Origin of the sequence: Guptibacillus sedimenti, from assembly GCF_028610665.1 — a bacterium.
Taxonomy (GTDB): domain Bacteria; phylum Bacillota; class Bacilli; order Bacillales; family Guptibacillaceae; genus Guptibacillus; species Guptibacillus sedimenti.
Map to the genome: position 1 here is coordinate 359,365 of NZ_JAQQWV010000001.1, position 13,495 is coordinate 372,859.

The following is a 13,495-nucleotide window of genomic DNA, read 5'->3' on the forward strand; positions in this document are numbered from 1 at the left end:
TCCCAAACATGCCATCCACTAATACAATACTTATTTCAATCATATCCATTGTCCTTTTAACTCTTGGGCTTGGCTATTGGTTTATCTCAGATATGAATACGAGTTTACTAGAAGAAAAAGACGTAAATGAAGCGGCCGGTGAGGGCTCAGCTGAGGCGGCAGAGGGAATTGATCAGGAACGTTATATTGATGAAGGATCAAATTCAACTGCTAATGAGGATATTCCGAGTGAGCAGCATTTTATGAACACGCTTCACGGGATGACGCATCAAAAAGTTTATGCCGAAGAGAAATGGACGCTCGTTGAAATGACCGATGCGCGTATTGCCGACATGCTTGCCATTCTGGATCAAGTCGAAGGTACGGGAGAGTATGAACATTACGATTTATATGAGCAAGCGTTAATGAAATGGAAAAACGGAAATTTTGAAAACGCGGTTTACGTTCATAACGAGCTCTGGAGCTTGAAAAACGGATCAATTGGAAAAGCGAGTCGGTTATTGTCTGCTGATGAAGAGCAGGCATTTGTTCAGGAGCACTACTAAAGAAAGGGATTGAGCGATCATGATGAAATTAGAAGTTTCCGAAACAGAGAAATCCGTGTTTTTAGATGGGTTGCGGTATAACAAACAAAGCGGTGCCATTCACTTGAAAGTACCAGGAGTGAAGGAACTTCATTATGTGAAAAAAGGTTCGGATCTCTATGAGCCATTGCTTCAAGAAGTTAAGCGAGTTTCTGATACAGACCTTTAAGTTGACGTTAAACAAACGTTTGATTAATCGCTTCGTATGTAGGCAGAGTGCCCGCTATCTCTAAGTTAATAGAGGGAAAGAGTAAACCGCTGTAGTCAGCGGTTTATTTCTTTTGTGAAGCCTTACATCAATTATAAAATATGAGATAATAAAAGGAATGAAAGCCAAATTTTGGAGGGTGTGGGCGCTGTGAGTTATGAAAAATATTATGGTAGAATTCCGCTCCCGTTATTCGTAGTAGATTTAGAGGGCGCTGTGATTTACTGTAACGAAGAAGGGAAAAAGATTGTTCCGAAAGATGATGATAAAGAAAGTTATCGTATTGATCAGATATGGATGATTGATCATTCTGCTCAATATTTTATGGAGGAACTCAACTGTTCTTTAACAGAATATCCGATTGAAATTGTCTTCACTTCGGTTTTGGACAAGGAAGCTCATCTTATTGAAATTTCCTTTTTGGAAGAAAATCTTATGCTTTTCGTTTGTATGAAAACGTTAACCTCGAATCATGAAGAAAATATGAAGCAAGAGTTGAGTGAACTACATTTAAAACATGATTTTTTAATTGCTGAGAACCCGGACGGAATTATTTTTGTTGACCAGGATGGACATATTACCGATATTAATCAATCTCTTCAAATTATGATTGGTTATGAAAGATGCGAAATTATAAATACATATGAAAAGAATGTTTCATTTCAAGAATTAAAAAGAATTAAATATTATACGAGTAAGGCATTACGAGGAAAAGCACAAGTCTATGAAACAAGCATTACTCATAAAAATGGGGATTTAATCTATATCGAAGTTAAAACAATTCCAATTAGAATTCATGAGTCGTACATCGGTGCCTATAACATTTTAAAAGATATTACTGCTTACAAATTGGCACAGCAAGAAGCATTTAAACAAGAAGAGCTTCTTCGTTGTCTCATCAACTCTATGCCGGAATTTGTGGTTTTTCAAAACCATAATGGCCAGGTACTAGAGATGAATCACTATGCGAAGAAACTCTTTAACTTAGAAGGACAGGATGTTGTAGGCAAAACGTTTGCTGAAATTGGGAGTTTGAAGTGGGATTCTATCCCTCTTTTAAAAGAGGCGTTTCCTTCTGAGTTGACAAAGGACAATGCATCTAATATTCAATTCGAACATCAGCTTTTACATATTGGAGAAGAACGAACGTTTGATATTGTCAAAGCAACCGGTCCTTTAGGCGAAAGAGAAAGAGGTTATCTAATTTCGATTGGTCGAGATAGCACACATCGGAAGAAGATAGAAGAAGATTTAATTGAAACGAAAGAGCTTTTGGAGTCGATTTTTTCTAATAGTGCTGACGGAATTTCTGTTATTACCTTAGAAGGAGAAGTGTTAAAAACGAACTTGGCATTTCAACGACTTTATGGGTATTCTGAAGAAGAAATGCCCCGTCATATGTTTGAGCTCTATCCTGATGGAAAACGTGATGAAGCAAGGTCCATATGTGATACAGTGACAAGTGGAAAAGAGATCATTGGTTATGAAGCCGTTCGAAAGCATAAAGATGGCAGGTTATTGGAGGTTAGCGTAACGTACTCTCCGCTTAGAGATCAGGAGGGAAATGTGCTCGCGATCTCAGCGTTTACGCGGTATATCGGTGATCGAAAACGAACGGAAGAGTTGTTGATTCGTTCCGAAAAGCTTTCGGTTATTGGACAACTAGCAGCCGCAGTGGCCCATGAGGTTCGGAATCCATTAACGGCAGTAAAAGGATTTATTCAACTATACAAAGGGAAAATTGATGGGAAGATTCACGAGTTGATGCTGTCTGAGATGAATCGAATCGAAAACATCATTTCAGAGTTCTTATCCCTTGCAAAGCCTCAAGCTGTGACCTATCAGCAGGCAAATGTCACAACGCTTATTTGTGATACGTTATCGATTATGAACTCGCAGGCGCGTATAAACAATGTCTGTATTAAGAAAGACCTTCAAGAAGTACAAGATCTTGTGGAATGTGAAGTGAATCAAATCAAACAGGTCTTAATCAATCTGATTAAAAATGGGATTGAGTCGATGCCAGATGGAGGGGAGTTAACGATTCAAACGAGCCAAGAAGGCGAGACATTTCGGATAGCTATCTCCGATAAGGGTGTAGGCATTTCGAAAGAACGGCTAAAGCACCTGGGTGATCCCTTCTTCTCGAATAAGGAAGCGGGCACTGGATTAGGATTAGTGGTTTGCTATAAAATTGTTCACGAGCACGGCGGACGGATTGAATTCGATAGTGAACTAGGAGTGGGAACAACTGTTAGTGTGTTGTTGCCTTTAAAGCCTTCGCAGGTGCCTGTCACCACCAGGGATTTGTGAGAATTTGTCGATAAAAGAGTTTTCATCAGTGAATAACATCTGATGAAAACTCTCAATTCTAAGTCCAGCGATTAAAGTTAAATAAACGCTGGCTTAACAAGTAAATGAAAATCATTCTTTATAATCCTCCACACTAAGTAAATCCTTCATGTCACTGTTATTAATCTTTTGTAAAGATTCCCCATACACCCTCCACAGCGAGCCACTCATCTTTATAATGGAGGTAGAAATCAAGCCAAACCATAACAGGATGTGAGCTCATGCAGAAAACGAGAAATGGTCTAAATGAAATCTATTTTCTTAGTGCGATTACCTGTTTGATATTAGTAGGTGTGCAGGTGTTTGAGATGTTTGCTTTAAAAGAAGCTTTTTCAGAAATAGCGTCTTTTTCTCATACAAGTGGTCGATTTAGCATCGCAGCTTTTGCGGTGATCGTTGGTGCATTTGTATTTCATAAAGTCGGCAATCAACAGTTTGAAAAGAAATCTTTCAGTCGATCCGTTATTTCGAAAATGATTTTGCTTGTTGCATTGTGGGGTTCATTCTACTCCGTCTTGAAGATGATAGAGGGCGAAAGTCTAGTTACTGGATGGGGAGCACTTCCTTTTAATGTAGTAGTGGATGAAGCTTTCTATACATTGTCTTTTGTCATAGCTGTTCTACAATTTCTGCTTCTTTATCCGTTATTGAAACTCGTTGAATCAAAAACAGGGTGGGCGTTGATGCTAGCCGCTTCTGGCTTAATCACTTATTTCGCACTTAATGGCTATTTTTCAGGAACAACGACGGTTCAAGCCGTTCTAGAACATCCAGCCTTTCTTACAAATTGGATCTTTTTCTTTGTATTTGGTAGCTTTCTAGCTCATTACGGAGTGAAGGTTCAAATGCTAGCGAAGAAGTTGGACTGGGTTGGATTTGCTATCATGCTCGTCTTGGTTGGACTCACAGTTGTTTATCTGAACGGTGGCATGACTGAAGGTGGATGGATGATGGTCGCTATCCCTCTTGTGACGATTTCTTTACTAGTGATCTATCCATTTGTGGAGAGGGTTGTTTTGTTAGATATTTTCCTTGCAGCAATCGGTAAAAGTGCTTTTGGTATCTATCTCGCACTTCCTGTAGTCGTTTTCGCATTTTCTACTGTTATGCCAGAATTCATGTTTGGTAGTGAATATAGTGTTCTTGTATACTCAGTTGTTCTAGGAACAACGCTCTTTATTAGTAGAGTAATCGAAATGTTTCCAATGAAAATGGAATTCAAAAGATACCGATTGAGCAAGTCGTATGGTGCGAATAGTTCAAATGGTGCCTGTCACCACCCGGTATATGTCAATAAATGTCGAGAGAAGGCTCTTTCCTAAGTTTGGGAAAGAGCTTTTTACGTTGCTAGTGAATCTTTACAGCGACGTTAATTTTGTGTAAATAATCTTCAGGAACCTCCATTTACTAGTGGAACGGTTATATAATTTGGTGGAATTCAATTTTCAAATGGATGTGAGTAAATGCAGAAAGCAAATCAATATATTAATGAGATTCATTTCCTGAGAGCCATAGCCTGTATATTTGTATTATTTGTCCATGTTTCAGCTAATTACTATGGCAAGCATGGGAATGAATTTAATGAGATAACGCAGTTCTTTAATCAGATTGGCCGATTTGGAACACCGATTTTTGCTGTAATTAGTGGTTTTCTTTTGTTTTTGCAGGTTCGAAATAAGGGGTTTGATGTGAAGCGATTCTATCATTCTCGCATGGTTAAGATTGGTATGCCATTTCTGATCTGGAGTGTTTTTTACCTTGTTTTTATGAAGGTCGTTTTGGGTGCGGAAATCTACACGGATTGGAAGAGCTTTCTTGTTGATTTTGCGATGGGAGAATCTTATTACCATCTTTATTTCATGTCGATTGTTTTTCAATTCTATCTCATTTTCCCTATTCTCCAACTTGTGAAATCAAAAATCGGCTGGTGGATTCTACTTGTTTCAGCTCTATGTCTTAATATTTACTTTGTAAGTTTCTACTCGCCTGAAACAACAAATCTTTTAACGGAGCTTTTAACGCAGAGAGCTATTTTTACGAAGTGGGTGTTCTTCTTTATTTTTGGTGGATTCCTTGCTTATCATTGGGAGTCTATTCAGCGAATAGGTAAGAAAATAGACTGGTTTGGCTATGTTATTTTTGGTGGATTAGTCGTTATAGCCGTCTATGAGTACAAGTTGAAAGGTTCAATTCCGAATAACAGATGGGCCAACATGGTGAATATCCCGGTGATGACCGTGGCCGTTATTGGCATGTATCAATCCCTTCGAAAAGTAGAGTGGCTTGAAAAGTTCTTTGAAATGCTCGGGAATTTATCCATGGGCATCTATCTGGTTCATCCTTTGGTTATCTTCTTTTATTCGCGAACACTTCCAGATGGAGCGTGGACCACGGCAACTTTTCCAATGATCTTTGGCCTAGTCCTGGTGACCAGTATTTTAGTTATTCGCGGAATTCAACTTCTTCCACTGAATCAATACATTGTGACAGTACCAGCTAGGAAAAGGAAGGCTGCAAACAGGGTACCAGAAGTGGTTTTAGAAGGAAAGTGATTGCTTGAATGAAATGATGTCCTTAAAACCTCAATGTTAAGATGCATTGAGGTTTTTTTTACAGCTTTAATCTCCTAACTTTTCGTTATAGTGAACGTTTGCATATGCTATAAAAGGGAATGGTTCATCGAGGTGATGATATGATCGGAACGTATTCTAAAAAAGGTTTGATAATAGGAGTTAGTTTTCTATTTCTAGCTCTGTTATTTCCAAAAGTAGCGAGTGCGATTGAAATGGAGCGTATTTCAGGAAAGGATCGTATTCAAACGGCAGTCGAAGTGGCTAAAAAAGGGTGGCCTAATGGAAGCGATGTTGTGCTTCTAGCCAGAGCGAATGATTTTCCTGATGCATTGGCTGGCACTCCGCTAGCGTATCAAGAAAATGCGCCAATCCTTTTAACTTCTTCTACATACATATCGAGTAAGACAGCGCAGGAGATTGCTAGATTAGGTGCGCGTAAAGTGATTATTCTTGGTGGGAGAGGGGCGATATCAGATTCAGTGGAACGGCATCTAAACGAAGAGATGGATTTAGCGGTTCAGCGGATATCTGGGCAAGATCGCTACGAAACGGCGGCTAAAATTGCTAAGGAATTAGATGCATATGATACCGCTGTTGTCGCGAGCGGTGAAGATTTTCCAGATGCACTCTCCATTTCGGCTTATGCCGCTCGAGAAGGGTACCCGATTTTATTAACAACAAAAGGAAAACTACCTGCTGCTTCACAGAAATTAATAAACGAAACCAGCAGAAATTATCTTATTGGCGGGGAAGGTGTGATGAGTGGGTCCGTAGAAAAAGCAATCTCTTCTTCTAAGCGAGTTTCAGGAAGTGATCGATTTGAAACGTCACGAGCGGTAGCAGATGAATTTGGACGAGAAGACGCTGATCAGCTTTATGTTGCTACAGGGTTTGACTTTGCAGACGCTCTAGCAGGCTCCGTATTAGCAGCGAAAACAAATGATCCGCTAATGCTGATTGAAAAAAACTATGTTCCTAACGCTACGAAACTATTTATTGATGAAAATGGAGTGAAATCGTTTCGTATCCTTGGCGGCACTGGAGCGATCGATCAGTACGTCGGAACAGAACTTTCATTGCCAATTCAGCTTTTACTAGTTAATAAGCAGAGAGGTATTCCGGCAGATTATGTTCCGAACATAAGAGAGCCTGACGTTCCATTTCCTTTTCGAGAAGACCATGAGAAGCGCAACATGAACGCCATTGCAGTTCCTCACTTAGAAGAGCTTTTCCAGGCGGCAGAAAAAGCGGGCCTTGATTTGTATGCACAGTCCGGCTATCGCTCCTACGCACGTCAAAAAGCAATTCACGACCGCCTCGTTGATCAATATGGTGAAGCTTATGCCAATCGAGTCAGCGCAAAGCCCGGACATAGTGAGCATCAAACGGGTTTAGCGATGGATGTTACAAGTCCTGATGTGAATTATGGATTAGTTGAAGCATTTGCAAACACGGATGAAGGACGCTGGGTTGCTCAACATGCCCATGAGTACGGTTTTATTATTCGCTATCCGGAAGAGAAAGAAAGGGTAACTGGATATAAATATGAACCATGGCACTTACGGTATGTTGGGGAGAATATTGCGCGTTATATGAAGGATAATGAACGTGTGCTGGAGGAGTACTTGAGGTAGAATGGTCGCGAATGGTGCCTGTTGCTGCGTGGTGCCTGTCACCACCCGGAATATGTCAATAAATGTCGAACAGGCTGGCGATGTTCATCGTCAGCCTGTTCTATTTGGGTTTTTCTAGCTCGTGAAGTTAGAAGGATATAGAAGCTCGAGATCGGTCGTCAACGATGCGCTTTGCTTTTCCTTCAGAACGAGGTATGGATTTTGGCGACTTTAAATTCACGTCTACTGATATAAGCGCTTTCATTTTTATGGTTTTTCTAATTCGATTAGTAAGGTCGGTGGCGAGGGGGTGCGTAAAGTCCTCTTTATACGATAATTTTCCATAGAATTCTTCACATACCTCGACGTGCAACGTCACATGATCCAGGTGTCCTTTTTTCTGCAGGTGAATTTGATAATGAGGTACAAGTTCTTCTAGGTCACAAATATATCGTTCAATCTCAGAAGGGAACACGTTGACACCACGAATAATGAGCATGTCATCAATTCGTCCTTTTACTCGACTCATTCTTGTTGTTGTCCTCCCGCAGAGACACCTTTCTCTTGTAATGGACGCGATGTCACCTGTGCGATAGCGAATGGTTGGCAGGGCTTCTTTCGTAAGACTAGTAAAAACAAGCTCTCCATATTGCCCGTCGTCAACTGGTTCGAGCGTATCCGGGTTGATCACTTCAACGAGAAAGTGATCATCTGCAATGTGGAGACCGTCCTGACATTCCACGCATTCCATCGCAATGCCTGGTCCCATTACCTCACTTAGCCCGTAGATATCAGATGCTTTAAGTTGGAATAATTTTTCGATTTGGAACCTCATTTCTTCTGACCAGGGTTCTGCACCGAGTATGGCATATTTTAAAGAAGTAGTGGCAGGGTCAATCCCCTGCATCATCATCGCTTCTCCAATGTTTAGGAGGTAAGAAGGGGTAGAGCATATGATCTTAGGTTTGAAATCTTGGATGAGGGTGATTTGATTGGCGGTGTTTCCACCTGAAATAGGAACCGTCGCACAGCCGAGCTTTTCAGATCCGGCATGAAGTCCTAGCCCACCTGTAAAGAGGCCATAACCATAGGCGTTATGAAGAATATCTCCTTTTTGGCCACCTGCGAGTGCAATAGACCTTGCGACGATATCTGCCCAATTTTCAATGTCATTCTTTGTGTAAGCGACAACGGTGGGTTTTCCACTCGTTCCAGACGAAGCATGGATTCGAATGATGTCTTTCATTGGACAAGCGAGCATGTTGAAAGGATAGTTCTCTCTTAAGTCTTGTTTTTTGGTGAAAGGAAGGCGGCGCAGGTCGTTTAGAGACTTGATATCGTCCGGGGTCATATGTACTTCTTTAAAAGCTTCCTGATAGAAAGGGACGTTGTGATAGGCGTTATTAACGGTGTGTTTTAAGCTCTCTAATTGGTGGGCATGCATTTGCTTCGTATTCCACGTTTCTCGTTCTGAATAAATTGCCATACGGTTACCTCCTTGTATGATACAAATTAAACGACTGAGAGTAATAGTGTCATATTAAAGGTACCTTTTTATGGAAGGGCGGTCAATGGGATTTAGGGGAATTGTGTCTTTGGTCGGGAGTTTGCGAGTTCGCTAGTGCCTGTCACCACCCGATATAAGGAACTATTTGTCGAATGGTTTGTTTATATCCGAACATTTCGATCAGGGTTCATTTCAAAAGAGGGATTTGCAAATTGGTAGCGAACCTTGTAGAGGATACACCATAACAAAATTCATATTAAAGGAGAGGGTTACCGATGTCGTTTATCGAAGTGAACGAAACACCGCTCTATTATGAAGATTATGGTCCAAAGGATGCACCGGTTTTGGTTTTTAGTCATTCGTTGTTTTTTAATTCGGATATGTTTCAACACCAGGTGGAACACTTTTCAAAAGATTACCGAGTGATTTGTTATGATCACCGCGGACAGGGAAATAGCGGTCGGTCTTCTTTAGAAAACCTTGATATGGATACGCTTACAAATGATGCTATTGCATTAATTGAGGGTCTAGGGATTGAGAAATGTCACTTTATCGGAAATTCGATGGGAGGCTTTATTGCGCTTAGAGTTGCGGCTAGAAGGCCGGATCTTCTCCATTCGTGCGTGGTACTTGGAAGCTCTGGGGAAGCAGAGTATAAGAAAGAAGAGTTCCAACCGCTTGTTACACAGCTTCAGAAGAATGGGGCGGAAGAAGTTGTGGATACGCTGATGTACATCATGTTTGGTGATGCTTCACTTGGGTCAATGGAATTCGAAAGAGAGCGTAATTACTGGAGAGACTACATGAAAAAACTTGAGCCGTCGATCGGAGACGCTGCTCATCATGTTATCCACCGAAATAGCGTACTGGAGGAACTTGAAGGCGTAACCGTACCTGTCCTTGCTGTTGCAGGTGAGCAGGATCATGCGTACACAATTAAACTTTCAGAGAACATTGCGAAGGCGGTCGAGAATGGTCGTTGTGAAGTTGTGGGTAGAGCAGGCCATTCGGTAGCGCTAGAGAAGGCTACAGAAGTAAATAAAGTGTTGGAGAAGCACTTTATAAGGTTGAAGGTGCGGCAGAGTAGTTTATAATAACGAAATCGATTTAAAGTATACTTAATGAGACGTTTTTGACCCAATGTACGGTTTCATAGAAGACATGATAGAGCCTCAGACTCATCGAGGCTCTTTTTCGTGTAGCTATAACCTTTTACTGAGTATCAAAACGTTGTAGGAATAATACATGGAATTTTGTAGAAACTAAGTAAGGAGTAAAACCATTTGTTAGGAGGTTATTAGTGATGTGGAAAAAAAGGAACGGCGTGTGGAGTCTACTAACTGCAGCGATTTTATTGCTCACGTTTTCGACTCGCGCAAGAAAAGGTGCTAGAAAAGCTCTGTTAAAAGGGTCAGATGTGGCGATTGGTTTAAAGGATCAATGGAATGGAATGTCTTCTAAGACCAATAAGAACGGTCGTCGTAAGGAGGAGATCGAAGTGCCGGCGTATCCGTCTTATGTAGGGTACGAAGCAAAGCGAGAAGTTAGCAATCGAAAAGGTGGGGAGAAAGTTCGAAAAGTAAACCCTACCCGTTACAATAATGCTAAGAATGTTATGAACGATGAAAGAATGCCGCATCAAATGGCGGAAATTGCAGAGGAGTTTGATCTGAATTAAGCGCTGTTGCGTGGTGAGTGGTGCCTGTCACAGCCCGAACTGTGTAACTAGTTGTCGAATGGAAAACAGAAAAGGAGCCTGCACACCTCGTGTGCAGGCTCCTTTTCAAGTTGAGATTTCTGGTTTCTTATCTTACTAAGCGAGAGAAGTATTCGACCTCCACCGCAACCGCCCGTACCGGTGATCCATCCAGTCCTTCAAGCTTTAACGGCAGCGCAATAATCAGCGGATTCTCGAAATCAATCTTTTCGAAATTACAGAAGTTCTCACCGATGATGCCGTTTACGGACGTGATGGCTTCATGAACTGGAAAGGCTGATCCATCTGGTGGATCGACGTTTAATGCATCGATGAAAAATGTAGTTACGCCTTTTTCAAGCAAGTCGTTGATGATATCAACAGATAGGTAGGGATGCCTGAAGTATAGCTCTGATTCTGCATACTTTGACCAACCGGTGTGAAATAACACGATGGTGCCTGGAATAACTTGTTCGATTTGGTCCTGCACGTCTGACATTGTAATTTCTTCTCCTGGTTCTTTTCCGGTCACATCAATAACGAGTCCTGGAGCCATAAATTTTGTTAAGCTAGATTGATCAATTCGCTCTCCTTCTTTTTGAAAGTGAAAGGGAGCATCCACATGTGTGCCTGTATGTGAACCGATGTTAAGCTGCGTAACCTGGTAGCCGTCTTTATCTAGTTCCGCAGCAGGATGGATATCTGGCTTTGGATCACCAGGATAAATCGGTGTCGCCGATGTAATTGGAATGGATAAATCGATAATTTGTTTGAAATTCAAAAGATAGCCTCCTTAGCTGTAAATATCGGTTCTTCGTTCTTCTAACATCGAGAAGAATGATTGTTTTATTTCGTTTCGCCAGTCGTAATCAATGGTTGCCGTAATCATATCATACTGTTTCTCTGCTGTTGCGACGACCTGTCCATTCGGCGCAAAGATGGAAGACTTGCCGAAAAAGGTGAGATCTTCTGACTTGCCAGTATGGTTAGAAGCTATCAGATATACTGAGTTGTCGAGCGCGCGGGCTCCGCTAAACTGAAGGAAAGGAGCATCATAGGGTTCTTCCCACGCAGATGGGACAAGTAAGATATCGGCCCCATTTAACGTCAGCATTCGAGCTAGCTCTGGGAAAGCGAGGTCCCAGCAGATCATCAATCCGATCGTCCCGAAATCTGTTTTCACAGTAACTGGCTCTGAACCTGCTGTGAAAACACCTCTCTCCAGCGGAGTGAGGTGTATCTTTCTATAATTTGCGGTGTTTTTTCCGTTTGCATCAATGTATTGGATGGAATTATAGACGTTTCCCTCATTGTCAATCTCAACGTAGCCGTATACGATCGAAACAAGGTTTGATACAGCCATCGTTTTAATAGCTTGAAAAATCGGCCCGTCTACTTTTTCTGCAAGGTCTTTGATGCCTTCAGACAAAAAGTATCCTGTCGTACACAATTCCGGAAAAGTAATAACTTTTGTATCAGGCTTCTTCTCGAGGACGCTTTTAACAATAGTTTCCATTTTTGAGAGATTGGTATCGACTGCCCCACTTTGAAAACTTCCCTGGGCAGCGGAAATGGTATATTTCACTTTTTATGCCTCCAATTTCACATCGATTTCTTCGTTTGAAGCCGTTTTTATCCCGAGTTGTTTTGTTGCTGCCATTAAACCAAAGTAACAGCCACCAGACAAAACAAAGGTAAGGATTGTTGCTCCGATAGACAACGGATGAACGTAAGTGAAGTAATAAGCGAAAAGAGCTCCAGCCACATAAGTTACGACAGCCACAATGTTTACACCACGCTGGTATCGATAGAGTCCTTTATGGTCGAATGCTACATCTTCTGCATCATAGTACGCTTTTTTAACAAGAAAATAGTCGACAAGTACGATCGCAAAAACGGGTATAAATAGCGTTGCGATCAAGAGGATAAAGTTAAAAAAGTTCACCATTAACGCTTCTTTTAACAAGGCTCCTAGAGTACAGACAATTCCTAGAGCTAGTACCGGTTTCCAAAATCCTGACTTTGGGAAAACGTTCATAAATGACATCGTTGCGCTGTATAGTGCCATCACATTCGTGGATAGAACAGAAAAAAAGACGACGATTGAAGCGATGAATCCAAATCCGTAAGCGGAAAGAAGAACCGTTGGGTCGTAAGTTTGTTCCATGTTATTTAGAATACTAAACCCGCTGACAACGGCACCGAGTCCCATTGCGATAAGAGAAGCAACGATATAGCCGAGATAGGTGCCAAGCATTCCACTTTTTTCTGATTTGCTATGGCGATTAAAGTCACAGACACTCGACATCCAGGAGAAGGCCGTCGCAACAACGATATCAAAAGCAATAATACCCGATATCGCAGGATTTTCACTGGCCTTCAATTCAATAAGCGAAGAAACGCTGTAAGTCGTAAATAGTTTATAGAACACAAGGGCAGATAGGATGAGCATGGCAACAGAGACCCATTTCTCAATGCTTTCCACACCGCGGTGACCGTAGATTGTAATCGCCACAACAAGAATTTCGGTAAGAATGACAAATAAATTGATGTTGCTGTAGCCGGTTGTGTAACTGATAGCGTAGTTAAGAGAAAGACCAGCCATATAGGCCTGAATCCAACTCCAACCAATCAGTACAATCGTGTTTACGAGTGCGGGAAGAATGGCGCCTTTTTGACCAAAAGCCGCTCTTGTCATGACCATCGTCGGAAGTCCAGTTCGTGTTCCGATGTTACCTGTTAGAGCGAGTGGAATTGCCCCAATTGCTGAGCCAATTAGAATAGCGAGCATGGCTTTTTCAATTGAAATATCCGGCACGAACATCATTCCTGTCATTACGGACGTAATGACGACATTTGCTGCAAGCCAGAGAGCAAAAGTTGAGAAAAAATTCATACTTCGCTTGTCCTTTGGGGTCGGGCTAATCGTGTCATGACCTAAGCGTTCAGTAAGTTGACTCAT

The 13,495-nt window shown here is 41.5% G+C and carries 12 protein-coding genes; 8 read left to right on the forward strand and 4 right to left on the reverse strand.

Going from position 1 to position 13,495, the window contains the following annotated elements; genetic code table 11:
- Positions 1 to 8: 8 nt before the first annotated feature.
- The 6 genes from PQ578_RS01800 (at position 9) to PQ578_RS01825 (ending at position 7,351) form a co-directional block, all read left to right on the forward strand.
- Positions 9 to 545, forward strand: a complete 537-nt coding sequence (locus PQ578_RS01800; RefSeq protein ID WP_273831931.1) for a DUF6241 domain-containing protein — start codon at positions 9 to 11, stop codon at positions 543 to 545.
- Positions 546 to 564: 19 nt separating this feature from the next.
- Positions 565 to 753, forward strand: a complete 189-nt coding sequence (locus PQ578_RS01805) for a hypothetical protein (RefSeq protein WP_273831932.1) — start codon at positions 565 to 567, stop codon at positions 751 to 753.
- 189 nt (positions 754 to 942) lie between these two features.
- Positions 943 to 3,105, forward strand: a complete 2,163-nt coding sequence (locus PQ578_RS01810; RefSeq protein WP_273831933.1) for a PAS domain-containing sensor histidine kinase — start codon at positions 943 to 945, stop codon at positions 3,103 to 3,105.
- 260 nt (positions 3,106 to 3,365) lie between these two features.
- Positions 3,366 to 4,466, forward strand: coding sequence for an acyltransferase family protein (locus tag PQ578_RS01815; RefSeq protein ID WP_273831935.1), 1,101 nt, complete (start codon positions 3,366 to 3,368; stop codon positions 4,464 to 4,466).
- 141 nt (positions 4,467 to 4,607) lie between these two features.
- Positions 4,608 to 5,696, forward strand: coding sequence for an acyltransferase (locus PQ578_RS01820; RefSeq protein WP_273831936.1), 1,089 nt, complete (start codon positions 4,608 to 4,610; stop codon positions 5,694 to 5,696).
- Between the two features lie 140 nt (positions 5,697 to 5,836).
- Entirely contained in the window at positions 5,837 to 7,351 is a 1,515-nt protein-coding gene (locus PQ578_RS01825; RefSeq protein WP_273831937.1) for a cell wall-binding repeat-containing protein, read from the forward strand.
- A gap of 127 nt (positions 7,352 to 7,478) precedes the next feature.
- Here the strand turns inward: PQ578_RS01825 and paaK are convergent, their stop codons facing one another.
- Positions 7,479 to 8,816, reverse strand: coding sequence for a phenylacetate--CoA ligase PaaK (gene paaK, locus PQ578_RS01830; RefSeq protein ID WP_273831938.1), 1,338 nt, complete (start codon positions 8,814 to 8,816; stop codon positions 7,479 to 7,481).
- A 296-nt stretch (positions 8,817 to 9,112) separates the two neighbouring features.
- Between paaK and PQ578_RS01835 the strand changes: the two genes are divergently transcribed.
- Together PQ578_RS01835 and PQ578_RS01840 are read left to right on the forward strand one after the other, a co-directional pair.
- Positions 9,113 to 9,931, forward strand: coding sequence for an alpha/beta fold hydrolase (locus PQ578_RS01835; protein WP_273831939.1), 819 nt, complete (start codon positions 9,113 to 9,115; stop codon positions 9,929 to 9,931).
- 209 nt (positions 9,932 to 10,140) lie between these two features.
- Positions 10,141 to 10,515 (forward strand): hypothetical protein, encoded by a 375-nt coding sequence (locus tag PQ578_RS01840; protein ID WP_273831940.1) that lies wholly within the window; start codon positions 10,141 to 10,143, stop codon positions 10,513 to 10,515.
- 127 nt (positions 10,516 to 10,642) lie between these two features.
- Here PQ578_RS01840 and PQ578_RS01845 read toward each other — a convergent pair whose 3' ends face one another.
- From PQ578_RS01845 to PQ578_RS01855, 3 genes are read right to left on the reverse strand one after another with little or no spacing between them, the layout of a single operon-like run.
- A complete protein-coding gene (locus PQ578_RS01845; protein ID WP_273831941.1) occupies positions 10,643 to 11,314 on the reverse strand; it encodes a cyclase family protein in 672 nt (223 codons plus the stop codon).
- A 12-nt stretch (positions 11,315 to 11,326) separates the two neighbouring features.
- Positions 11,327 to 12,118, reverse strand: coding sequence for a carbon-nitrogen hydrolase family protein (locus PQ578_RS01850; RefSeq protein ID WP_273831942.1), 792 nt, complete (start codon positions 12,116 to 12,118; stop codon positions 11,327 to 11,329).
- Between the two features lie 3 nt (positions 12,119 to 12,121).
- Complete coding sequence (locus PQ578_RS01855; RefSeq protein ID WP_273831943.1) at positions 12,122 to 13,495, reverse strand: purine-cytosine permease family protein; 1,374 nt, start codon at positions 13,493 to 13,495, stop codon at positions 12,122 to 12,124.

Bases quoted from the DNA above. Each gene is read 5' to 3' on its own strand.
- PQ578_RS01800 (WP_273831931.1), top strand. From the start codon at position 9: ATGCCATCCACTAATACAATACTTATTTCAATCATATCCATTGTCCTT.
- PQ578_RS01805 (WP_273831932.1), top strand. From the start codon at position 565: ATGATGAAATTAGAAGTTTCCGAAACAGAGAAATCCGTGTTTTTAGAT.
- PQ578_RS01815 (WP_273831935.1), top strand. From the start codon at position 3,366: ATGCAGAAAACGAGAAATGGTCTAAATGAAATCTATTTTCTTAGTGCG.
- PQ578_RS01820 (WP_273831936.1), top strand. From the start codon at position 4,608: ATGCAGAAAGCAAATCAATATATTAATGAGATTCATTTCCTGAGAGCC.
- PQ578_RS01825 (WP_273831937.1), top strand. From the start codon at position 5,837: ATGATCGGAACGTATTCTAAAAAAGGTTTGATAATAGGAGTTAGTTTT.
- paaK (WP_273831938.1), bottom strand. From the start codon at position 8,816: ATGGCAATTTATTCAGAACGAGAAACGTGGAATACGAAGCAAATGCAT.
- PQ578_RS01835 (WP_273831939.1), top strand. From the start codon at position 9,113: ATGTCGTTTATCGAAGTGAACGAAACACCGCTCTATTATGAAGATTAT.
- PQ578_RS01840 (WP_273831940.1), top strand. From the start codon at position 10,141: ATGTGGAAAAAAAGGAACGGCGTGTGGAGTCTACTAACTGCAGCGATT.
- PQ578_RS01855 (WP_273831943.1), bottom strand. From the start codon at position 13,495: ATGAGTCAACTTACTGAACGCTTAGGTCATGACACGATTAGCCCGACC.